This window comes from Serratia montpellierensis, assembly GCF_020858655.1.
Classification (GTDB): domain Bacteria; phylum Pseudomonadota; class Gammaproteobacteria; order Enterobacterales; family Enterobacteriaceae; genus Serratia; species Serratia montpellierensis.
This window is the reverse complement of the sequence record NZ_VOSN01000005.1, coordinates 166,716-188,236: the sequence shown is the minus strand read 5'-3', so window position 1 is coordinate 188,236 and position 21,521 is coordinate 166,716. Positions and strand designations below refer to the sequence as shown.

Annotated in this window: 17 protein-coding genes; 6 read left to right on the top strand and 11 right to left on the bottom strand. The window is 58.2% G+C overall.

Features of this window, described 5'->3' with window-relative positions:
* Positions 1 to 88 precede the first annotated feature (88 nt).
* From ldtD to FUU19_RS06290, 3 genes are all read left to right on the top strand, one after another.
* Positions 89 to 1,897, top strand: coding sequence for a L,D-transpeptidase (gene ldtD, locus FUU19_RS06300; RefSeq protein WP_197832793.1), 1,809 nt, complete (start codon positions 89 to 91; stop codon positions 1,895 to 1,897).
* Positions 1,898 to 2,077: 180 nt separating this feature from the next.
* Complete coding sequence (mepK, locus tag FUU19_RS06295) at positions 2,078 to 2,626, top strand: peptidoglycan L,D-endopeptidase MepK (protein ID WP_025302289.1); 549 nt, start codon at positions 2,078 to 2,080, stop codon at positions 2,624 to 2,626.
* A gap of 64 nt (positions 2,627 to 2,690) precedes the next feature.
* On the top strand, positions 2,691 to 3,338 hold the full coding sequence (locus tag FUU19_RS06290) for an MBL fold metallo-hydrolase (RefSeq protein WP_038880818.1): 648 nt from the start codon (positions 2,691 to 2,693) through the stop codon (positions 3,336 to 3,338).
* 72 nt (positions 3,339 to 3,410) lie between these two features.
* Here the strand turns inward: FUU19_RS06290 and FUU19_RS06285 are convergent, their stop codons facing one another.
* The 5 genes from FUU19_RS06285 to FUU19_RS06265 all read right to left on the bottom strand — a co-directional run bounded on the left by FUU19_RS06285 (position 3,411) and on the right by FUU19_RS06265 (position 11,048).
* Positions 3,411 to 4,601 carry an amino acid aminotransferase gene (locus tag FUU19_RS06285; RefSeq protein ID WP_141969738.1) on the bottom strand — a complete coding sequence of 397 codons (1,191 nt, stop codon included), beginning with the start codon at positions 4,599 to 4,601 and terminating at the stop codon, positions 3,411 to 3,413.
* 244 nt (positions 4,602 to 4,845) lie between these two features.
* The gene (gene ompC, locus FUU19_RS06280) at positions 4,846 to 5,970 is read right to left on the bottom strand and encodes a porin OmpC (protein ID WP_273544356.1); all 1,125 of its coding nucleotides are present in this window, start codon (positions 5,968 to 5,970) and stop codon (positions 4,846 to 4,848) included.
* Positions 5,971 to 6,272: 302 nt separating this feature from the next.
* Positions 6,273 to 7,673, bottom strand: coding sequence for an asparagine--tRNA ligase (gene asnS, locus FUU19_RS06275; protein ID WP_141969736.1), 1,401 nt, complete (start codon positions 7,671 to 7,673; stop codon positions 6,273 to 6,275).
* Between the two features lie 213 nt (positions 7,674 to 7,886).
* Positions 7,887 to 9,092 (bottom strand): nicotinate phosphoribosyltransferase, encoded by a 1,206-nt coding sequence (pncB, locus tag FUU19_RS06270; RefSeq protein WP_141969734.1) that lies wholly within the window; start codon positions 9,090 to 9,092, stop codon positions 7,887 to 7,889.
* 255 nt (positions 9,093 to 9,347) lie between these two features.
* Positions 9,348 to 11,048, bottom strand: coding sequence for a GGDEF domain-containing protein (locus FUU19_RS06265; RefSeq protein ID WP_230507093.1), 1,701 nt, complete (start codon positions 11,046 to 11,048; stop codon positions 9,348 to 9,350).
* A gap of 335 nt (positions 11,049 to 11,383) precedes the next feature.
* Between FUU19_RS06265 and pepN the strand changes: the two genes are divergently transcribed.
* A complete protein-coding gene (gene pepN / locus FUU19_RS06260) occupies positions 11,384 to 14,002 on the top strand; it encodes an aminopeptidase N (RefSeq protein WP_230507092.1) in 2,619 nt (872 codons plus the stop codon).
* Between the two features lie 61 nt (positions 14,003 to 14,063).
* On the opposite strand, the gene ssuB is transcribed toward pepN, so the two are convergent.
* The 5 genes from ssuB to ssuE are packed head-to-tail and all read right to left on the bottom strand — an operon-like array spanning position 14,064 to position 18,376.
* Complete coding sequence (ssuB, locus tag FUU19_RS06255; protein WP_230490296.1) at positions 14,064 to 14,837, bottom strand: aliphatic sulfonates ABC transporter ATP-binding protein; 774 nt, start codon at positions 14,835 to 14,837, stop codon at positions 14,064 to 14,066.
* On the bottom strand, positions 14,834 to 15,628 hold the full coding sequence (ssuC, locus tag FUU19_RS06250; RefSeq protein WP_141969726.1) for an aliphatic sulfonate ABC transporter permease SsuC: 795 nt from the start codon (positions 15,626 to 15,628) through the stop codon (positions 14,834 to 14,836). Before ssuC ends, ssuB begins: the two co-directional genes overlap by 4 nt.
* Before the next feature lie 10 nt (positions 15,629 to 15,638).
* The gene (ssuD, locus tag FUU19_RS06245) at positions 15,639 to 16,787 is read right to left on the bottom strand and encodes an FMNH2-dependent alkanesulfonate monooxygenase (protein ID WP_202669272.1); all 1,149 of its coding nucleotides are present in this window, start codon (positions 16,785 to 16,787) and stop codon (positions 15,639 to 15,641) included.
* Between the two features lie 20 nt (positions 16,788 to 16,807).
* Entirely contained in the window at positions 16,808 to 17,773 is a 966-nt protein-coding gene (locus FUU19_RS06240) for a sulfonate ABC transporter substrate-binding protein (protein WP_230490297.1), read from the bottom strand.
* A gap of 24 nt (positions 17,774 to 17,797) precedes the next feature.
* Complete coding sequence (gene ssuE / locus FUU19_RS06235) at positions 17,798 to 18,376, bottom strand: NADPH-dependent FMN reductase (protein ID WP_141969722.1); 579 nt, start codon at positions 18,374 to 18,376, stop codon at positions 17,798 to 17,800.
* Positions 18,377 to 18,634: 258 nt separating this feature from the next.
* On the opposite strand from ssuE, the gene pyrD reads away from it, so the two are divergent.
* The gene (gene pyrD, locus FUU19_RS06230; RefSeq protein WP_019454516.1) at positions 18,635 to 19,645 is read left to right on the top strand and encodes a quinone-dependent dihydroorotate dehydrogenase; all 1,011 of its coding nucleotides are present in this window, start codon (positions 18,635 to 18,637) and stop codon (positions 19,643 to 19,645) included.
* Between the two features lie 176 nt (positions 19,646 to 19,821).
* A complete protein-coding gene (locus tag FUU19_RS06225) occupies positions 19,822 to 20,370 on the top strand; it encodes a cell division protein ZapC (protein WP_004928171.1) in 549 nt (182 codons plus the stop codon).
* A 6-nt stretch (positions 20,371 to 20,376) separates the two neighbouring features.
* Here the strand turns inward: FUU19_RS06225 and FUU19_RS06220 are convergent, their stop codons facing one another.
* Positions 20,377 to 21,480 (bottom strand): YcbX family protein, encoded by a 1,104-nt coding sequence (locus FUU19_RS06220; protein ID WP_230507091.1) that lies wholly within the window; start codon positions 21,478 to 21,480, stop codon positions 20,377 to 20,379.
* Between the last annotated feature and the right edge of the window lie 41 nt (positions 21,481 to 21,521).

Genomic DNA, 21,521 nt, shown 5'->3' with positions numbered 1-21,521 from the left:
CCCGCAGGGCGAAACGGCCTTTCTGTTTGTATACTGAAACTATATGCAGTTTTTGACGTTTTTTTTGTGAGCATACAGGGGGCAAGGGATGTTGCTTAAAAAGGGAAACTCTCTACGACGTTTGGCGCTGAGTGGCGCTATCGCCTGTAGTCTTGTGTCGTCGTTTTCCGCATCGGCCACCGTCACGGCGTTGCCGGTGGCATCAGCAGGCATGTCCGTTGCGCAGAGCCGTTCTGAGCTGCTGGCCGCGTTGCCGCGCGGCATGGATTTGCACTACCTTTCCACGCTGGCGCCGCTGTATGCGGCGAATCACATGCAGCCGATGTGGCAGGATCGCGAAGCCGTTCAGCAGTTTCAGCAGCAGCTGGCCGAGCTGGCGATGTCCGGCGTGCAGCCGCAGTTCACCCAATGGGTGAAGATGTTGACCGATCCGGCGCTCAGTGAAGCGGGCCGCGATGCGGTGCTGTCCGATGCGATGCTGGGCTATTTGCAGTTCGTCTCCGCCATCGGTGCCAACGGCAACAACTGGCTGTACAGCAATATTCCCTACAAGCTTGGCTTACCGCCCACCGCGGTGATCAACCAATGGCAACTGGCGGTGCGCCAGGCACGTACCCTGAGCTATGTGAATTCGCTCGCGCCGCAGCATCCGCAATACGCCAAGATGCATCAGGCGCTGCGCGACATGCTGGCGGACAATCGCCCCTGGCCACAGGTGGGCAGCGGCCCGAGCCTGCGCCCAGGCCAAATGAGCAACGATATCCCGGCGCTGCGTGAGATCCTGACGCGTACCGGCATGCTGGCCGCCTCGGCGCCGGAAGCGGAGCAGGAACCTGCGGTAGTCTCGGCGAAGAGCAATGAGCCCGACGACGGCGGGCTGACGGTAGACGAAGAGAAAAGCCGCGTGACGGTCAGCCCATCGGCGGCGCCGGTAACGGAGTTGACTGCGGAGCAGACGCCGCCGCAGGTTGGCAGCGTGGTGAGCGACAATCTTTATACCAATGAACTGGTGGAGGGCGTCAAGCGCTTCCAGAAATGGCAGGGGTTGACGGCGGACGGCGTGATCGGCGTGCGCACCCGTGAGTGGCTCAATGTGTCACCGAAAACCCGTGCCGCGCTGTTGGCGTTGAATATCCAACGTCTGCGAATTTTACCGGGGCACGTCGGCACCGGCATTATGGTGAATATTCCCAACTACTCGCTGACCTACTACCAGAACGGCAATGAAGTGCTGTCTTCCCGCGTGATCGTCGGGCGGCCGAGCCGTAAGACGCCGCTGATGAGCAGCGCGTTGAACAACGTGGTGGTCAACCCGCCGTGGAACGTGCCGACGACGCTGGTGCGCGAGGACATTGTGCCGAAGGCGATGCGCGACGGTAACTACTTCCAGAAACACGGCTATACCGTGCTGTCGGGCTGGAGCAACGATGCGGAAGTGATCAACCCGGCGATGATCGACTGGAACATGGTTTCTGCGCGCAACTTCCCGTACCGCGTCCGTCAGGCGCCGGGGGCCACCAACTCGCTGGGGCGCTTCAAGTTCAATATGCCGAGCTCAGACGCCATCTACCTGCACGATACCCCGAACCACAGCCTGTTCCAGAAAGATATCCGCGCGCTCAGCTCCGGCTGCGTGCGGGTGAATAAGGCTTCCGATTTGGCGAATATGCTGCTGCAGGACGCCGGCTGGAACAACAGCCGCGTGTCTTCCACGCTGAAAGAGGGGAATACCACTTATGTGAATATTCGCCAGCGTATTCCCGTAAAACTGTATTATCTGACCGCCTGGGTTTCGGATGACGGCCAACCGCAATTCCGCACAGATATTTACAATTATGATAATACGGTGCGATCGGGCGCACAAATTTTGGCTCAGGCCAAAAAATTAATGCAGTAAATGCAGTAATTATAAATAAATAACGGTCAGAATGTTTGGCTATACCGCAGGCCCTCGTCGCCGGGGGCCTGTAAACCTAGGCGTATCGCGGGTTGACTCAGCATACGCAGGCGGTTATGGTTCGGACAGTGCGCTGCTTTGTGCATTTATTTTGACATTCTTGCCGGGTTTAACAGAGTCATGGACAAAATTGATCATCACCGCCGTAAATGGCTGGCGCTAGGTGGCGCCGCTATGGGCATAGCGCTGCTTCCAGGGCAGGCGTTTGCCAGTCTTTCCACCGCTCGACCGCGTATTTTAGTGCTGAATAACCTGAATACCGGTGAATCTATTAAAGCCGAGTTCTTTGACGGCAAAGGTTACAATAAAGAAGAGTTGGTGCGGCTAAATCATCTGTTCCGCGATTATCGCGCCAACAAGGTTAAATCGATCGATCCCCGCTTGTTTGATCACCTCTATCGCCTGCAGGGGCTGCTGGGCACCAGCAAGCCGGTGCAGCTGATCTCCGGATACCGCTCCGTAGACACCAACAACGAACTGCGTGCGCATAGCCGCGGCGTGGCCAAGCACAGCTACCACACCAAAGGCCAGGCGATGGATTTCCACATCGAAGGTATCCAATTGAGTAATATCCGTAAAGCGGCGTTAAAAATGCGCGCCGGTGGTGTAGGATATTACCCACGTAGCAACTTCGTACACATCGATACCGGCCCGGTTCGGACCTGGTAATCGCTGTGCCATCAGTGAATAACGCCGCCCCTTGCGGACGCGGCGTTATTGTCGTTGGAGCCTTATGAAATACCATCTTATTCCCGTTACCGCCTTTAGCCAGAACTGCAGCCTGATCTGGTGCGAAAACACGCAGCAGGCGGCGTTGGTCGATCCCGGTGGTGAAGCGGAAAAAATCAAAGCGGAAGTCGCGCGGCAGGGGGTGACGATCACTCAGATCTTGCTGACGCACGGCCATTTGGATCACGTCGGCGCGGCGGCAGAGTTGGCGGACCATTATCAGGTGCCGATCTATGGCCCGGATAAAGAAGACGCGTTTTGGCTCGATGGTTTGCCGGCGCAGAGCCGGATGTTTGGACTGGAAGAGTGCGCGCCGCTGACGCCGACCCGCTGGCTGTCGGAAGGCGATGAGATGCAGGTGGGCGAGATGACGCTCAAGGTGCTGCACTGTCCAGGGCATACGCCGGGCCACATCGTCTTTATCAATGAGCAGGCGCGTTTGGCGCTGGTGGGCGACGTGCTGTTTAACGGCGGCGTGGGGCGCAGCGATTTCCCGCGCGGTGACCATCAGGCGCTGATTGCCTCTATTCGTACCAAACTGCTGCCGTTGGGCGACGACATGCGCTTTATTCCCGGCCACGGTCCGATGTCGACCTTCGGCCACGAGCGCCAGACCAACCCGTTCCTGCGCGAAGAGCCGGCGGTGTGGTAACGATGATTTCCCGGCAGAAATAATCAAGGGGCGCATAGAGCGCCCCTTTTTTTATGACCTGCGTCGATGCTTTTAGAGCACGGCGACGATGGCTTCACACAGCGGCGCCATGTTGTCCGGCGTCATGCCGGCCACGTTCACCCGGCCTGAGTTCACGGCGTAGACGCCGAACTCTTCGCGCAGACGCAGCACCTGTTCTTTGGTCAGGCCGCTGAACGAGAACATGCCGTTCTGCTGTATGATGAAGCTGAAGTCCTGCTGCGCGCCTTTCTCCTGCAGAGTATTCACGAACAGCTGACGCATGCGGTGAATACGCTGGCGCATATCGGTCAGCTCTTGTTCCCACATCGCGCGCAGAGCGTCGTTGCCCAGAATGGTAGCGACCACGGCGGCGCCGTGTGACGGCGGGTTGGAGTAGTTGGCGCGAATCGCCGCTTTCACCTGGCTAAAGGCGCGGTCGGCGGTTTCGGCATCGGCGGCTACAATGGTGCAAGCGCCGACGCGCTCATTGTACAGACCGAAGTTTTTCGAGTAGGAACTGGCGACGATCAGCTCTTGATGTTTGGCGGCGAAAATACGCAGGCCTTGAGCATCCTCTTCCAGGCCGTTGGCGAAGCCCTGATAAGCGAAGTCGAACAGCGGCAGCCAGCCATTGGCGACGGAAAGTTCGGCCAGCTGCGCCCACTGTTCTGCCGTTGGATCGATACCGGTCGGGTTATGGCAGCAGCCGTGGAACAGCACGACATCACCGGCCTGGGCCTGTTTCAGGCTGTTCAGCAGGCCGTCGAAATCCAACGCGTGGTTGGCGGCGTCGTAGTAGGCGTATTCCAGCACTTCCAGGCCCACGGCGCTAAAGACGTTCTTGTGGTTCGGCCAGCTTGGGTTGCTAATCCAGATGCGTTTGGCGCTGGTTTGGTTAGCGATAAAGTCTGCCGCCACGCGCAGGCCGCCGGTGCCGCCTGGCGTCTGTGCGGTGCGCGCGCGACGATCGGCGACGATCGGGCTCTCTTTACCGAACAATAGCTCTTGAGTGCAGCTGGCGAACGCCGGAATGCCCTCAATACCGAGATAGTTTTTGGTGGTCTCATTTTCCAGCAGATACTGTTCAGCTTTTTTTACGCTGGTCAGCACCGGGGTTTTACCGGTTTCGTCTTTATAAACGCCAATCCCTAAATTGATTTTATTCGGGCGGGCGTCGGCGCGGAAAATGTCGGTCAGACCCAGGATCGGGTCGGCGGGTGCGGCGGTGATTTTTTCAAACATGTCAGGTGCTTCCAAATCTCGGAGTTAAGCAGACAGAAACATCAGGGTAACGCCAGTGACCGGCTTTGCCAACCGTTTGCGACAAAAACACCGCGATCTTGTGAAGGGGGGGAGTTAAACAGAAAAAATGATGGGGAAGGGGAAATCTGCAGGATAAAACGTTACCGGAAGACACAAACAAAAACAGGGCCGAAGCCCTGTTTTTTAACTTAGCCGACGGTAAACCGCCGTTAAGCGAGACAACTTAGAACTGGTACACCAGACCAACAGCTACGATATCGTCAGTAGCGGTGCCGGTTGCTTTGGTGAACGCGTTGTCATCCAGCAGGTTGATTTTGTAATCAACGTAGGTAGACATGTTTTTGTTGAAGTAGTAAGTGGTACCAACAGAAACATATTTAACCAGATCCTGGTCAGAGCTTGCGCCTGGGACGTTCAGGTTCTTGCCTTTAGACTGCAGGTAAGACACTTCTGGACGCAGGCCGAAGTCGAACTGGTACTGAGCAGTCACTTCGAAGTTCTGAGTTTTGCTGGCGAAGCCGCCGCAGTTTTCAGAAGTTGCGCAAGTGTTGGCAAAGTTACCGCCACCGAATGGAGTCATGTTACGGGTTTCCGCGTACATGGCTGCCAGGTAAACGTTGTTGGCGTCGTATTTCGCGCCCACGGTCCATGCGTCAGCCTTGTCACCACGCTCGTTGGAACGCAGTTTCTGATCGTCGGTACGGTTGGAAGAAGCGTATGCAGCGCCGAAGCTTACGCCTTCGCCGATGTCATAAGTAGAGGAGATACCCCAGCCGTCGCCGTTCTGTTTCTTAACGTCACGACCGTCGTTCTGGTTCTTGCCCTGGTATTGCAGAGCGAAGTTCAGACCGTCAACCAGACCGAAGAAGTTGTTGTTACGATAGGTCGCAACGCCGTTGGTACGGCCGGTCATGAAGTTGTCGGTGTAGGTGTAGGTATCGCCACCGAACTCTGGCAGCATATCGGTCCAGCCTTCCACGTCGTACAGTACGCCGTAGTTACGGCCGTAGTCGAAGGAGCCGTAGTCAGCGAATTTCAGACCAGCAAAGCCCAGACGGGTTTTGGTGCCTTCGGTGCCCTGAGACTCGGAGTGGTTGGACTGAACGTTGTATTCCCACTGGCCGTAACCGGTCAGTTGGTCAGTAATCTGGGTTTCACCTTTGAAGCCAAAACGAACATAGGTCTGATCGCCGTCATTACCTTTGTCTTTGGAGAAGTAGTGCAGACCGTCAACTTTGCCGTACAGATCCAGCTTGTTGCCGTCTTTGTTGTAGATTTCAGCTGCGTTTGCTGCACCAGCAGCCAACAGAGCCGGGATAACCACTGCAAGAATGTTGCGCTTCATCATTATTACCCTCATTGGTGTTATTCGGACACCTTTTGCCACTGCCGCCAATAATTCTTTGGGAACTATTGTTGATAGATTGGTGTCGTCCTGTGTCTGAACGCAGTGTTCCATTCACAGGCGGGTTAATCTAGGACGAAAATGATACCAATGTCCCAATCAGGTTGCAAAAGGAAAGTATGTGTAACTAAATGTAATTTTTAGGGAACTTTGTGACGTGCGTCAATATTAAAAAATGCGAAAGGCCAGCGATGCTGGCCTTTGTTTTGTAACGAAATCGTTTAAAAAACGTTTGATCGTATAAATTAGAAGCTTGCGTTACGTGGCGTGCGTGGGAACGGGATCACATCGCGCACGTTTTGCACGCCGGTGACATAGGCGATTAAACGTTCAAAGCCCAGGCCGAAACCGGAATGCGGCACGGTGCCGTAGCGGCGCAGATCGCGATACCACCAGTAGTCTTCTTTATTCAGCCCCATCTCTTCCAGACGCTGATCGAGCACGTCGAGGCGTTCTTCACGCTGCGAGCCGCCGATGATTTCGCCGATGCCCGGTGCCAGCACGTCCATGGCCGCGACGGTTTTGCCGTCTTCGTTCATGCGCATATAGAACGCTTTGATGTCTTTCGGGTAGTTTTTCACCACCACCGGCGCCTGGAAGTGTTTCTCCGCCAGGTAACGTTCATGCTCGGAAGAGAGATCGATGCCCCAGGAAACCGGGTTTTCGAAGGTTTGGCCCGAGGCCAGCAGGATCTCGATGGCGTCGGTGTAGTCCACTTGGGCGAAATCGGAAGAAACGAAACGCTCCAGACGAGAGATTGCGTCTTTATCCACGCGCTCGGCGAAGAATTTCAGGTCATCGGCACGCTCATCCAGCACCGCCTGGAACACATACTTCAACATGCTTTCGGCCAGGCCGGCAACGTCGTCCAGCGTCGCGAAGGCCACTTCCGGCTCGATCATCCAGAATTCCGCCAGGTGGCGGCTGGTGTTGGAGTTTTCGGCGCGGAAGGTTGGGCCGAAGGTGTAAACCTTGGACAGCGCGCAGGCGTAGGTTTCGCCGTTCAGCTGGCCGGAAACGGTAAGGAAGGCTTCTTTACCGAAGAAGTCTTCGCTGAAGTCGACGGTGCCTTTGTCGGTGCGTGGCAGGTTTTCCAGATCCAGCGTGGACACGCGGAACATCTCGCCGGCGCCTTCGGTATCGGAGGCGGTGATCAGTGGGGTGGAGACCCAGAAATAACCGTTTTCATGGAAGAAGCGGTGGATCGCCTGCGCCAGGGTATGACGCACGCGCGCTACGGCGCCAATCAGGTTGGTGCGCGGGCGCAGGTGGGCCACTTCGCGCAGGTATTCGATGCTGTGGCGTTTGGCCGCCATCGGGTAAGTGTCCGGATCGTCGACCCAACCGACCACTTTGATCGCGGTGGCCTGCAGTTCGAAGCTCTGGCCTTCGCCCGGTGAAGCGACGACCTTGCCGGTGACTTCAATCGAACAACCGGTGGTCAGATGCAGCACTTCATCCTGATAATTCGGCAGAGAATTATTAACGACGGCCTGTAACGGATCAAAGCAGGAACCGTCATAGACGGCCAGGAAGGAGATACCAGCTTTTGAATCTCTCCGGGTACGTACCCAGCCGCGTACGGTGACTTCACTGTCAACCGCAGCACGACCTTGCAGTACGTCGACTACAGGCACTACGCTCATAGATTTCTCTCTTTAATAATTTGGTTTAGAAATAGCTTACAACCCAAGAATATGGGGGTAATGGCTATGTTACTTGCCGCGGTGCAGAGCACAAGCAGAAATCATCGGATTGGCGCAACATTTATCGCGGCTGGCTGAAAAGAGGGCGGTCGGGATAAAAACAAAAAAGCCGGCGCGTGAACCGGGCCGGCTTTCTCTCTATATAAAGAAGGATCAGCTGGCTTTCTTCACCAGCGGCAGATCGAAGGCTTTGCGCAGGGCCCTGACGAACGCCTGATCCTGACAAATGGTTTTGCCGGGGCTATCGGAGAGCTTGGCCACCGGTTTGCCTTTGCATTCGACCAGCTTGATCACGATATTCAATGGCTTGACGCCGGGAATATCGCAGGTCAGTCGCGTACCGATGCCGAAGCCGAGATTGATGCGCTGATAGAAGTGGCGGTAGAGCGCCAGTGCTTTTTCCAGATCCAGATTGTCCGAGAACACCAGCGTTTTGCTCATCGGATCGATGCCCAGTTTTTCGTAGTGGGCAATGGCTTTTTCACCCCACTCGACGGGATCGCCCGAATCGTGGCGCAGCCCCTGATAACGCTCGGCGAACTGCGGGCCGAAGTCGCGCAGGAAGGCATCCATGGTAATGCAGTCGGTGAGCGCGATGCCGAGCTGATCCGGGTATTCGTCCAACCAGGCCTGCAATGCGGCGCGCTGGCTGTTGGCCAGCACCGGGCTTATCTGCTGGTGCGCCTGGAACCATTCATGCGCCTGCGTGCCGACCGGCGCCAGGCCGAGCTGGTGCGCAAGATCGTAATTGCTGGTGCCCGACAGGTACGGGAATTCGGTCTGCAAGGTGCTGACGATGGCCTGCTGAACGCCCTGAGAGAAACGGCGACGGGTGCCGAAGTCCATCAGCTTGAAGCGCGAAAGGTCCAGATCGCCCGCCAGCGTTTTGAACTGCGCCAGCTTGGTTTGTAGATGTGCTACCGCCTGTTCCGGCGTCGCCAGCGGCGAACGCCGGCGGTGCACCACTTCGCTGATCACCGCCAGCAGCGGCACTTCCCACATGATCACTTCGCGCCACGGCCCGGCGATGCGGATATGCAGCTTGCCGTCGCGGTTCTCGACGATCACCTGCTGCGGATCGTAGCGGAACGTCCGCAGCCAGCTCAGGTAATCCTGGCGGAAGAAGGGCAGGCCCGAGAGATAAGCGAATTCGGCGTCGGTCAGCGCCAGCCGGCTCATCAGCGCCACCTGGGCGCGGATCTCGTCGGCATATTCGCCCAGCAGTTCGTCGCTGCGGCAGCGGAATTCCGCCGCCACGCTGATCGCGGGATAGCGATGGAACACTGCTTGCTGCATATGAAGCTTATAAGCATCGGTATCAAGCAGTGATGTCAAAATCGGGGAAGCGTATTGAGTCATAGCGCGTTACAGCATCCTCGTCAGGCGCGTGTCCAAATCCGGATAATCATAAAAGTGGGGGTGGAGTATACCCGGATTATCCTGTTATTGAAGCTGCATCACACCATAAATCACCAAAGCGGGTCGAGGATTAAACGTGCCTTTATGGCGGCCTGGCGGCAGCGGGGAGGAAAAAAAGCCAGATATGTCTGTAAGGTGAATGACTTAGCCTAATTAGTCATAAAAATTATAATGTTAATTATTTTAAACAGCGAATCAGATAAACCCGACCTGAGTGTGTACGCTGACCCGATCCTTGCCGTTCTTTTTGCAAAAATAGAGTGCTTCATCCGCCTGTTTGATTGCGGCCTGCAGCGCGGTGAACGCGTTGACCGGCGCAATGCCGCAGCTGGTAGTGAAACGCACTTGCCGTCCATCGGCCAGATTTAGCGTCAGGCGATGAGTACGGGTGCGCAATTGCTCCATGATGTCCCGCGCGTTGTCCAACGAACAGTTGCCCAGCAGCACCGCGAATTCTTCGCCGCCGTAGCGGCAGAAAATGTCGCTGGCGCGGAACGCACGTTGCAGCAGGTGGCCGAATGCTACCAGCGCCCGGTCCCCCACGTCGTGGCCGTAGCTGTCGTTGAGCTGTTTGAAGTTGTCGATATCGATCAGGCAAAAGGCCTGTGGATAGCTGCCGTCGCCCAGCAGCTGACATTCAAGGAAGAATTTACGGCGGTTATAAATATTGGTGAGCGGATCGAGGAAGGAAGAGGCCTCGAGCTCTTTAATCAGCAGTTGCTTCTCACTTTCCAGCGAGACCTTGTCCAACTGGTATTGTCTGAGCTGCTGAATAGCGTCGCTGATGGCGATCAGTTCCCGGCTATAGAAGGCGTCGTTGCGATCGATGTCCATCTCGCCACGCGACAGCCGGACAATATTGTTGTGGGTCTTGGTCAGCCAACGGTTAATGCTGGTACAGAACACCAGCGCCGGCAAAATGAACAATAACACCCCCAGGCCGGCGAGCGCGATCATGCCGTAAATGGTGGTCTGGCTATCGTAAATTTTGTGACGCGAAGCGACGGTTTCCAGCTCGAAGCTATGTTGATACAGCGCCTGCGAAAGCCCGCTCAGCTCATCGACATAGCGCGAAATAAGCGCTGCGGGATAGGGTTTTTGGGTATTGATGGCGGTGTATAACCCATCGGTGATCTGCTTGAGACGTTCGGCCGACACCAGGGTGAGCAACTGATTGACGATGTCGGTGGTTTGCACGTCGTCGTAGTTGATCTTCATGAAGATCAATCGGGTGCTCAGCGCGTTCAGCACGCCGGTCAACTGAATGGACTTCAGATAGGCGTCTTTGCGATCGAGCGGGTTGACGTTGACGTCGATAATCTGATCGCTTAACTCCGTCAGTGACATATTCAGCCGGTTGTTGAGGCGAATGGCCTCGAGAAACATAAAGGAATCGGTATCCACCATCCGGGTATCGTAGGTGTAGCGGTAATAGCTCTTGCTGGTTTGCGAGATGTAATAGGCGCTGTTGATGTTGAACAGATTGGCATTGGCGTTGTTGACCTGCGAAAGCTGCAGGTTGTCGTTATCCAACAGCTGTTCCATCAGACCGATCATCGACAGCGCAGCGATTTTTTGCCGTACCCCGAGCTGCCTGGCGACCGGATCGTTCAGATGCTCGCGGATCCGGGTAATTTTCTCGCGCGCCATCCGATCGGCGGCCAAACATTGCGCGCGGGTGATTTGCGAATCGATCAGGCTCAATCGTTTGAGGCGGTGAGCCTGCAGCGAGGCCTGGAAGGCCTCGGAGATTTCTTTGGCGCGATCGATCTTATACAGGTTGAGCTGGTTATCGCGGTAGTCGGTATGGGCTTCGAGCAGCTCCTCGACGATGAACAGCGAGAAGGAGGTCATCAGGCACAGGGTAAAAAAATAGATTACGTATTTGATTTTCATAGTGCGAGTCATCCCTGGGCCTGATTCGGCAATTATACCACTATGCCGCCTGTGCCGCCTCAACTATGCCGGCTCGCTCGGACGGCGGTTTTTTAGCATTAAATGCTGATTTTTATTTGGCCATTGGTCACCCGCGCTGTCGTCTGGCGGGCGATTTATGATTTGCCTCTGATTTCTCTCTCGTGGTCACCCGGCGGCTCTGGGCTTTTCGGCCAGCTGTGATACAGTTTATTCACAATCAGGTCCGCCGCGCGCCGCAGGGGAACACACCGGCTGTGGCGCGGAGGAGAAGAGCGGCCTGCACCTATAACTCACTGAGACGTTTAAGGGTTTTTATGACACAACAGCCACAGGCAAAATATCGCCACGATTATCGCGCGCCTGATTACACCACGACCGATATCGATTTGGACTTCAGTCTGGACGCGGAAACCACGCGCGTGACCGCCGTCAGTAAAATCAAACGTCAGGGCGCGGCCGGCGCCCCGCTGGTGCTGGATGGCGAAGATCTGACGCTGGTGAGCATTCAGGTCGACGGGCAACCGTGGAGTGCCTATCGTCAGCAGGATAACCAGCTGATCATCGAAGAGCTGCCGGCACAATTCACTCTTACCATCGTCAACGATATTCACCCGGCGAAAAACACCGCGCTGGAAGGGCTGTACCTGTCCGGCGATGCGCTGTGCACGCAATGCGAAGCCGAAGGCTTCCACCATATTACCTATTACCAGGATCGCCCGGACGTGCTGGCGCGCTTTACTACCCGCATCGTGGCCGACAAGGCGCGCTATCCGTTCCTGCTGTCTAACGGCAACCGCATCGGCCAGGGCGAATTGGCCGATGGCCGCCACTGGGTGCAATGGCAGGATCCGTTCCCGAAACCCTGCTACCTGTTCGCGCTGGTGGCGGGGGACTTCGACGTGCTGCGCGACAGCTTCACCACCCGTTCCGGCCGTAAGGTCGCGCTGGAGCTGTTCGTCGATCGCGGCAACCTGGATCGCGCCGACTGGGCGATGACTTCGCTGAAGAACTCGATGAAGTGGGACGAGACCCGCTTCGGCCTGGAATACGATCTCGACATTTATATGATTGTGGCGGTCGATTTCTTCAATATGGGCGCGATGGAGAACAAAGGGTTAAATATCTTTAACTCCAAATATGTGCTGGCGAAGGCGGAAACCGCCACCGACAAGGATTACCTGAACATCGAAGCGGTGATCGGCCACGAATATTTCCACAACTGGACCGGTAACCGCGTGACCTGCCGCGACTGGTTCCAGCTCAGTCTGAAAGAGGGGCTGACGGTGTTCCGCGATCAGGAGTTCAGCTCCGATCTGGGATCGCGCTCGGTCAACCGCATCGACAACGTGCGTGTGATGCGCGGCGCGCAGTTCGCCGAAGACGCCAGCCCGATGGCGCATGCCATCCGCCCGGACAAAGTGATCGAGATGAACAACTTCTACACCCTGACGGTGTATGAAAAGGGTTCCGAAGTGATCCGCATGATGCACACCCTGCTGGGGGAAGCGAACTTCCAGAAAGGGATGCAGCTCTATTTCGAACGCCACGACGGCAGCGCCGCCACCTGCGACGATTTCGTGCAGGCGATGGAGGATGCGTCCAACGTCGATCTGTCGCGCTTCCGTCGTTGGTATAGCCAGTCCGGCACGCCGCTGTTGACGGTGCGCGACGAATACGACGCACAAACCCAGCAGTATCGCCTGCATGTCAGCCAGAAAACCGCGCCGACCGCCGATCAGCCGGAGAAGTTACCGCTGCATATCCCGCTGGATATCGAACTGTACGACAGCGAAGGCAACGTCATTCCATTGCAAAAGGGCGGCCTGCCGGTCAACAACGTGCTGAACGTCACCGAAGCGGAGCAGACCTTCGTGTTCGACGGCGTGGCGCACAAGCCGGTGCCGTCGCTGCTGCGCGAATTCTCCGCGCCGGTGAAGCTGGACTATCCGTACAGCGACCAGCAGCTGACCTTCCTGATGCAGCACGCACGCAATGAATTTGCGCGTTGGGATGCGGCACAGAGCCTGCTGGCGACCTATATTAAGCTGAACGTGGCGCGGCACCAGCAGAAGCAGCCGCTGTCGCTGCCGCTGCACGTGGCCGATGCGTTCCGCGCGGTGTTGCTGGACGAAAAGCTGGATCCGGCGCTGGCGGCGCAGATCCTGACGCTGCCGTCGGAGAACGAAATCGCCGAGCTGTTCGCCACCATCGATCCGGAAGCGATCGCTGCGGTGCACGAAGCGATAGTAAGCTGCCTGGCGCGTGAGTTGGCCGATGAGTGGCTGGCGGTGTATCACGCCAACAAGACTGACGGCTACCGCGTGGAGCACGCCGAGATCGCCAAGCGCGCCTTGCGCAATGTATGCCTGGGCTACCTGGCGTTCGGCGAAGATGTCGCGCTGGCGGACGCGCTGGTGAGCGAACAGTATCGCCAGGCGGACAACATGACCGACTCGCTGGCGGCGCTGTCTGCTGCGGTCGCGGCCCAGCTGCCGTGCCGCGATACGCTGCTGGCGGCGTTCGACGAGCGCTGGCATCAGGATGGCCTGGTGATGGACAAATGGTTCGTGCTGCAGGGCAGCAGCCCGGCGGCAGACGTGCTGAGCAAGGTGCGTGCGCTGCTGCAACACCGTTCGTTCAGCCTGAGCAACCCGAACCGCACCCGCTCGTTGATTGGCGGCTTCGCTTCCGGCAACCCGGCGGCGTTCCATGCTGCGGACGGCAGCGGCTATCAGTTCCTGGCGGAGATCCTCAGCGATCTCAACCAGCGCAACCCGCAGATCGCCGCGCGCCTGATTGAACCGCTGATTCGCCTGAAGCGTTACGACGCGGGTCGCCAGGCGCTGATGCGCAAGGCGCTGGAACAGCTGAAAGGGTTGGAAAACCTGTCCGGCGATCTGTACGAGAAGATCAGCAAGGCGCTCGACGCCTGATCTTCTCGCGCTGATGCTGATATAGATAAGGGACGGCCTGCGCCGTCCCTTTTTTATCCGTTCAATTTGCCGCCTGGCGCGGGCTGGCCCCGATAACCGGTGGCGATAATACCCGTTCCAGCACTTCGGCCTCCAGCTCAGCCAGCCGGGCTGACCCCTTGCGGCGCGGCCGCGGCAGGTCGAGGGTGAGATCCAGCCCGATGCGTCCCTCTTCGATCAGGATCACCCGATCCGCCAGCGCGATGGCTTCGCTAACGTCGTGCGTGACCAGCAGCACGGTAAAACCGTGCTGTTGCCACAGCGTTTCTATCAACCCCTGCATCTCGATACGCGTCAGGGCATCCAGCGCTCCGAGCGGTTCGTCCAGCAGCAGCAGGCGAGGGCGGTGGATCAGGGCGCGCGCCAGGGCGACCCGTTGTTTTTGCCCGCCGGACAACGCCGCCGGCCAGTCATGGGCGCGATCCGCCAAGCCGACCGCGTCCAGCGCCTGCAACGCCGCGTCGCGCCACTGGCCGCGCAACCCCAGCCCCACGTTGTCGATTACCGTTTTCCACGGCAGCAGGCGCGCATCCTGAAACATCAGCCGAGTATCTTCTTTAGCGGCGGCAAGCGGCGCGGTGCCGCTGAGCAGAGCGCCGCTGCTGGCCTGTTCCAGGCCGGCCAACAGGCGCAGCAGGGTGCTTTTGCCGCAGCCGCTGCGGCCGACCACCGCCACGAACTGCCCGGCGGGAATGCGCAGCTGAATATTGTCCAGCACCGTACGGTTGCCGTAACCTTTGCCGATGGACTCCAGCGTCACCGGTGTGCCTTGGGCAAGGCGAGCGGGAAGGGTCATAGCGCTTCTCCCTGTTTCAGTTGATAGGCCGGATGCCAGCGCAACCAGACGCGCTCCAGCAGCTGCGCGCCCACGTCCGCCAGCTTGCCGAGCAGGGCGTACAGCACGATCGCCACCACCACCACGTCGGTTTGCAGGAATTCACGCGCGTTCATCGCCAGGTAGCCGATGCCTGAGTTGGCCGAAATGGTTTCGGCGACGATCAGCGTCAGCCACATGAAGCCAAGAGCGAAACGCACGCCGACCATAATCGACGGCAGTGCGCCCGGCAGCACCACCTGTGTAAACAGGCGGAAACCGCTCAGGCCGTAGCTGCGGGCCATCTCCAACAGGCCGCGATCGATGTTCTTGATGCCGTGATAGGTATTGAGATAAATCGGGAACAGCGTACCGAGCGCCACCAAAAAGATCTTGGCGGATTCATCGATGCCGAACCACAGGATCACCAACGGGATCAGCGCCAGGTGCGGCACGTTGCGGATCATTTGCACCGAGCTGTCCAGCAGGCGTTCGCCCCAGCGCGAAAGCCCGGTAATAAAACCGAGGATCAGTCCGATGCTGCCGCCGATGCCAAAGCCGATCAACGCGCGCTGGCTGCTGATACTCAAGTGCTGCCACAGTTCGCCGCTTTTGCTCAGGCTCCAGAAGGCGGCCAGCACCGCGCTCGGCGCCGGCAAAATGCGGTTGGACAGCCAACCGGTTTCGACGGCGACCTGCCAGAGGAGCACCAGCGCCAGCGGCAGTGCCCAGGGGGCCAGCCGATACAGGATGCGTTGCGCGTTCTTAGCCATCGGGGCCTCCTCAGCTCTGCGACACTTTTTGCGGAACATAGATGTTGGCCACCACTTCGCCCTGCGGACGCACCGGCTGAAGGCGCGCAGGCGTTTCTTCCTGCGCCAGATCGAGGTGAGGGAACAGCAGTTCGCCGACGCGGTAGGCCTCTTCCAGATGCGGATAGCCGGAGAGAATAAAGGTATCGATGCCCAGATCGGCGTATTCCTGCATGCGCGCCGCGACCGTCGGGCCATCGCCCACCAGCGCGGTGCCGGCGCCGCCGCGCACCAGGCCGATGCCGGCCCACAGGTTCGGGCTGATCTCCAGGTTATCCTTTTTGCCGCCGTGCAGCGCCGCCATGCGCCGTTGGCCGACGGAGTCGAAGCGCGCAAAGGCCTGCTGCGCGTTGGCGATGGTTTCCTCATCGAGGTGCGCGATCAGCCGGTCGGCGGCGCGCCAGGCCTCTTCGGTGGTTTCCCGCACGATGACATGCAGGCGGATACCGAAGCGTACCTGGCGGCCTTTCGCCGCTGCTTTGGCGCGAACCTCTTCGATCTTCTCTTTAACCTGCGCCGGCGGCTCTCCCCAGGTCAGATACAGTTCTACCTGGTCGGCGGCCAGATCCTGCGCGGCGGCGGAGGATCCGCCGAAATAGAGCGGCGGGCGCGGCTGCTGCACCGGCGGGAACAGCAGTTTGGCGCCTTTCACCTGAATATGCTTGCCGTCGAAATCGACGGTTTCGCCTTCCAGCACCCGGCGCCAGATATGGGTGAACTCGGTTGAGGCTTCGTAGCGCTCTTCATGGCTCAGGTGCAGCCCCTCGGCCGCCAGCTCTTCCGGATCGCCGCCGGTGACCAGATTGAACAGCGCACGCCCGTTGGACAGGCGATCCAGCGTCGCCGCCTGGCGCGCCGCCAGCGTAGGGGAGATGATGCCCGGCCGCAGCGCGACCAAAAACTTCAGCCGCTGGGTAACCGGGATCAGCGAGGCGGCCACCAGCCAGGAGTCTTCGCACGAGCGGCCGGTGGGGATCAGTACTCCGCCAAATCCCAGCCGATCCGCCGCCTGGGCGATCTGCTGCAAATAACCGTGATCGACGCTGCGCGCCCCCTGTGCGCTGCCAAGATAGTGGCCGTCGCCGTGGGTGGGTAAAAACCAGAAAACGTTCAGGCTCATCGTCAATGTTCTCCCATGAGTTATTGCGCGCTTGGGCGCCAGATGCGTTGCGAGATGTCAACCTTCACCGGCACCAGCCGGTTGGCGTAAAACAGGTCGGCGGTTTGCTGCTGCGCGGCGATCGTATGCGCATCGAGCGGTGTGATGGCGGTCGGCGGGCGGTGATCCAGATAGCTGGCGATCACCGGTTCCGGCAGACCCATGGCATTGGCCAGCAGGGTCACGCTTTGCGCCCGGTCGCTGCGGGTGAGCGCATCGGCCTGGGTCAGCACCGTCAAGACCTGGCTGATAAAGGCGCCGTTGGCTTCGGCATAGGGGCGCGCCGCCAGATAGAAGGAACCGGTCTGGTTCAGATCGGTGCCGTCGCCGAGCACCCGCACGCCGCCCTGCAGCAGCGCGGCGGAATAATAGGGATCCCAGATGGCCCAGGCGTCGACGTTGCCCTGTTGGAAAGCGGCACGTGCATCGGCGGGGGTCAGATAGGCGGGCTGGATATCGGTGAACTGCAGGCCGGCCTTTTGCAGCGATCGCAGCAACAGATTGTGCGAGCTGGATCCTTTCTGGAAGGCGACCTTATGGCCTTTCAGATCGGCGACGGTTTTGATCGGGCTGTTTTCCGGCACCAGGATCACTTCGGCCTTGGGTTTGGGCGGCTCAACGCCGACATACAGCAGGTCCGCGCCGGCAGCCTGCGCGAAGATCGGGGGAATATCGCCGGTGCTGCCCAGATCGATGCTGCCGACGTTCAAGGCTTCCAGCATCTGTGGGCCGGCGGGAAACTCGATCCAGCTGATACGGGTGGTGGGAAAACGTTCCTCCAGCAGCCGGTGGCTCTTCGCCAGCACCAGGCTGACCGACCCTTTTTGGTAGCCGATGCGGAACTGCGCCGGATCTTGCGCAGCGGCGGCATTGGCCCAGACCAGCGACAGCAGGCCGGTGAGGGCCGCAGCGTTCAGCCAGCGCCGTAAAGCGATACGTTCTTTCATTCAGGCTCTCCTTTTCCAGGCGTTTCAGGCGGTCTGACGCACCGCCAGCGGCGAGGCGACGCGCAGCGCGGGCGGTTTGCGGCGGCCCAGCGCCAGATAGAAACTGGCGAGCGCCTCGTCTAATCGGGCGGCCACGGCGTCGGTGAGCGTGGCGCCTTCGCCGGTCAGTTGGATCTGGCTGTCGTCGGCGAACACGCCGTGCAGCACTTCCTGTGCTTTCAGCGCCGCCAGCACCGGCTTGAGCGCATAGTCCACCGCCAGCATGTGGCCGACAGAACCGCCGGTTGCCAGCGGCAGCACCACCTTATGATCCAGTGCGCGCTCCGGCAGCAGATCCAGCAGGGTTTTCAGCGCCCCGGAGAACGACGCTTTATAAACCGGTGTGGAAATCAGCAGGCCGTCGGCCAGCGCCAGCTGGTCGGCAAACGCCTTGATCGCCGGACTGTTGAAGTTGGCGTACAGCAGATCTTCGGCATCGAAGTCGTGCAGGGTATAAGCCGTCACTTCCACCCCTTGCTGCCGCAGCCAGTTCTGACTCAGCGAGAGCAGCGCGGCGGAACGTGATGGGATGCGTGGGCTGCCGGCCAGTGATATAACGCGCATTGCCACTCCTTATAACTAAAAGTTAGGTTTAATTAGAAAATCAATGAGAAGTGTTTTAAACCTACCAGCAACCGGGCGCGTTTTTTAAATCTCATTTTTTGATTTGGATATGCGCAAAAGCGGATTGGCGCCGATTTGGCGGTGAAGCGGGAAAACGATTGCGTAAAAACGGCTTTTTTTGCCTTTAATCAATTCCAATTAGGCGGGGGATACCGGATAATACGCCCCCGGTTTGCAACCGGGAAATCAGGAGAGTCCATGTACTACCCCCTCATCAGGAAAGCGTTGTTCCAGCTCGATCCGGAGCGTGCGCACGAAGTGACCTTTCGTCAGCTCAGCCGTATTACCGGCACCCCATTAGCGTTTCTTGTCCGTCAGTCCGTGCCGACCAAACCGGTCAGCTGCATGGGGCTGTCGTTTAAAAACCCGCTGGGATTGGCCGCCGGTCTGGATAAAAACGGCGAGTGTATCGATGCGTTCGGCGCGATGGGCTTCGGCCATGTGGAAGTCGGCACCGTGACGCCGCGCCCGCAGCCGGGCAACGACAAGCCGCGCTTGTTCCGCGTGGTTGAGGCGGAAGGCCTGATCAACCGCATGGGGTTCAATAACCACGGCGTGGACAATCTGGTTGAAAACGTTAAGAAATCCCATTTTGGCGGCATTCTTGGGATCAATATCGGCAAGAATAAAGACACCCCGGTTGAACAGGGTAAAGACGATTATTTGATCTGCATGGATAAAGTTTATCCGTATGCCGGTTATATCGCGATTAACATCTCTTCACCGAATACGCCGGGGTTACGATCCTTACAGTATGGTGAAGCGCTGGACGATCTTTTGGCTGCGATTAAAAATAAGCAGCAGGAATTACATGCGCGACATCACAAATATGTGCCGGTGGCGGTAAAGATCGCGCCGGATCTTTCAGAAGAAGAATTGATCCAAATTGCCGACAGCCTGGTGCGGCATAATATCGACGGCGTGATCGCCACCAATACCACGTTGGATCGAAAATTGATCCAGGGGTTAAATTACTGCGAACAAGCGGGCGGGTTAAGCGGGCGTCCGTTGCAATCACGCAGCACCGAAGTGATCCGTCGTCTCTCCACTGAACTGCAAGGGCGTCTACCGATTATCGGCGTGGGCGGCATCGATTCGCTGACGGCGGCACGCGAAAAAATGGAGGCCGGCGCGAGCCTACTGCAAATTTATTCCGGATTTATCTATCACGGCCCGCGTTTGATTAAAGATATCGTTACCCATATCTAATATTTTTCCTCTCATTTTATTCCGGGGGTTTATTTCTGCCCCCGGCTCGTCTATATTTTGTTCGTTAGCATAAATATCGTTCGCGGAATTATCCGATGTTTAAGCTATTTTATCGGTGATAAAATCGCCTTTTAGGGTGAGTGCGGTGTTGGCATAGGCAGCGAGAAGGATACGAAATGAAGATAAAACCTGACGATAATTGGCGTTGGTATTTTGATGCCGAACACGATCGGCTAATGCTGGATTTAGCTAATGGTATGATCTTCCGTTCACGTTTCCCGGCCAAAATGTTAACGCCGGACGCCTTTGATGAATGTGCTTTTTGCGTGGATGACGCCGCCCTTTATTTCACTTATGAAGAACAGTGCAAACAGGTCAAGCTTAGCCATGAACAGCGGGCCGAGCTGGTGTTGAATGCGCTGGTCGCCTACCGCTTCCTGAAACCGCTGATGCCAAAGAGCTGGCATTTCTCGCAGCAACACTACCCGTTACAGCCGAAAAACGGCGAGCTGGCGGCGGTGAAAGTGATGGAAAGCGGCGCAGAAGCGCGCTTGCTGGTGGTAGAGGCCGGGGATAACGCCAGCCTGTGCCTGCTGGCGCAAAATCAGCTGACGGTCGCCGGCCGCACCATGGTATTGGGCGATGCCATCAAGGTGATGCACGATCGGTTGAAACCCTGCGCGCAGGATGAAAGCGCCGCCCCGGCTTACGACAGGGCGGTATAAGGCGGATTACGCCAACGTCAAATCACTTTTCGGGATGCAGCTGCAGCACAGGATGGTGCCGTTGTCGCCCAGCGCGCTTTTCTTCAGGGGCGCGACGTCACCGCTCAGCAACGTAATGCGGCAGCTGCCGCAAATCCCGGCGCGGCAGGAGTAAGGGACGCGAATGCCTTGCTGTTCCAGCTGTTCGAGCAGGATCTGCTGGTTGTTGCCGGTAAACACCTTTCCTTCGTATTCGATAGTGACGCTGTGCTCGCTGTCTTGCGGCGCTTGCACGCTCTCCACCACTTTCCCGGCGCCATAAGGGCGCGGCGGCTTGGTCGACAGCACTTCCACCGTATCGCCCACGCGAATGATGCCGCTGTTACGCGCGATCATATTCTGGCCAAAATCGATGTCGCCGTTGTCGGCGGAACGGAATTTTTGCAGCGTGCTCAGCGGTTCGCCGCTCGGGTGCTTGCGGCCGCGCTCGGTGCTGACGGTGGTGAGCACGCAGCGGCTGCAGGGTTTCACCAGATCGAACATGACGTCGCCGACGCGGATCACCTGCCAGCCGTCCTCGGCCCAGGCGGTTGCGCCGCTCACCACCAGATTGGGGCGGAACTGCTCCAGCTTGATGCTGCCGGGGCAACGCTGCTGCAGATCGTTGAACGAAGCCTGGTTAATCAGCAAATAAGGATAGCCGTCGGCAAACGTCAGCGGGATTTCGGGGTGCTTCTTCACCCGGCGGGTCAACTCCGGCCCCAGCCAGCGCAGCTGTACGTCACGCTGGAAATAGCCGCTCAGCCAGCGGTTGATCTCATCCGGCGCGATCAGCGCGGTGAAATGGTTGCCCCATACCTCGGTCGGCTGCGGCGCGACGGCGAAGTCGCTGAAGCGAATGGCGGCGCTTTCGCCGTCCGGTGCGGTCAGGAATAGCCCGTCTGGCAGCAGCGCCGGCGTGAACAGCACCATCTGCGGGTATTGGCGCGCGGTAATAAAGGTGCCATCCGGCTCGGTGATCATAAAGTTGCGGTCGAAGGCCAGACCGCTGCTGCCGACCTGGGCGTAAGAAAGCTGCAGACCGCGCAGTGATTTAACCGGATGGACGTAGAGTCTGGAAAGCGTGATCACCCTTATCTCCGTGCGATTATTAAATAGAAGGGAGCAACTTT

What these genes read in the sequence shown, in the direction of transcription:
- ssuB (WP_230490296.1), bottom strand. Translation starts at nt 14,837, where the DNA reads ATGACCCTTCCCGCTCGCCTTGCCCAAGGCACACCGGTGACGCTGGAG.
- ompC (WP_273544356.1), bottom strand. Translation starts at nt 5,970, where the DNA reads ATGATGAAGCGCAACATTCTTGCAGTGGTTATCCCGGCTCTGTTGGCT.
- FUU19_RS06285 (WP_141969738.1), bottom strand. Translation starts at nt 4,601, where the DNA reads ATGTTTGAAAAAATCACCGCCGCACCCGCCGACCCGATCCTGGGTCTG.
- pepN (WP_230507092.1), top strand. Translation starts at nt 11,384, where the DNA reads ATGACACAACAGCCACAGGCAAAATATCGCCACGATTATCGCGCGCCT.
- ldtD (WP_197832793.1), top strand. Translation starts at nt 89, where the DNA reads ATGTTGCTTAAAAAGGGAAACTCTCTACGACGTTTGGCGCTGAGTGGC.
- ssuC (WP_141969726.1), bottom strand. Translation starts at nt 15,628, where the DNA reads ATGGCTAAGAACGCGCAACGCATCCTGTATCGGCTGGCCCCCTGGGCA.
- FUU19_RS06265 (WP_230507093.1), bottom strand. Translation starts at nt 11,048, where the DNA reads ATGAAAATCAAATACGTAATCTATTTTTTTACCCTGTGCCTGATGACC.
- FUU19_RS06225 (WP_004928171.1), top strand. Translation starts at nt 19,822, where the DNA reads ATGAAGATAAAACCTGACGATAATTGGCGTTGGTATTTTGATGCCGAA.
- ssuE (WP_141969722.1), bottom strand. Translation starts at nt 18,376, where the DNA reads ATGCGCGTTATATCACTGGCCGGCAGCCCACGCATCCCATCACGTTCC.
- FUU19_RS06290 (WP_038880818.1), top strand. Translation starts at nt 2,691, where the DNA reads ATGAAATACCATCTTATTCCCGTTACCGCCTTTAGCCAGAACTGCAGC.
- FUU19_RS06240 (WP_230490297.1), bottom strand. Translation starts at nt 17,773, where the DNA reads ATGAAAGAACGTATCGCTTTACGGCGCTGGCTGAACGCTGCGGCCCTC.
- pyrD (WP_019454516.1), top strand. Translation starts at nt 18,635, where the DNA reads ATGTACTACCCCCTCATCAGGAAAGCGTTGTTCCAGCTCGATCCGGAG.
- ssuD (WP_202669272.1), bottom strand. Translation starts at nt 16,787, where the DNA reads ATGAGCCTGAACGTTTTCTGGTTTTTACCCACCCACGGCGACGGCCAC.
- pncB (WP_141969734.1), bottom strand. Translation starts at nt 9,092, where the DNA reads ATGACTCAATACGCTTCCCCGATTTTGACATCACTGCTTGATACCGAT.
- asnS (WP_141969736.1), bottom strand. Translation starts at nt 7,673, where the DNA reads ATGAGCGTAGTGCCTGTAGTCGACGTACTGCAAGGTCGTGCTGCGGTT.
- mepK (WP_025302289.1), top strand. Translation starts at nt 2,078, where the DNA reads ATGGACAAAATTGATCATCACCGCCGTAAATGGCTGGCGCTAGGTGGC.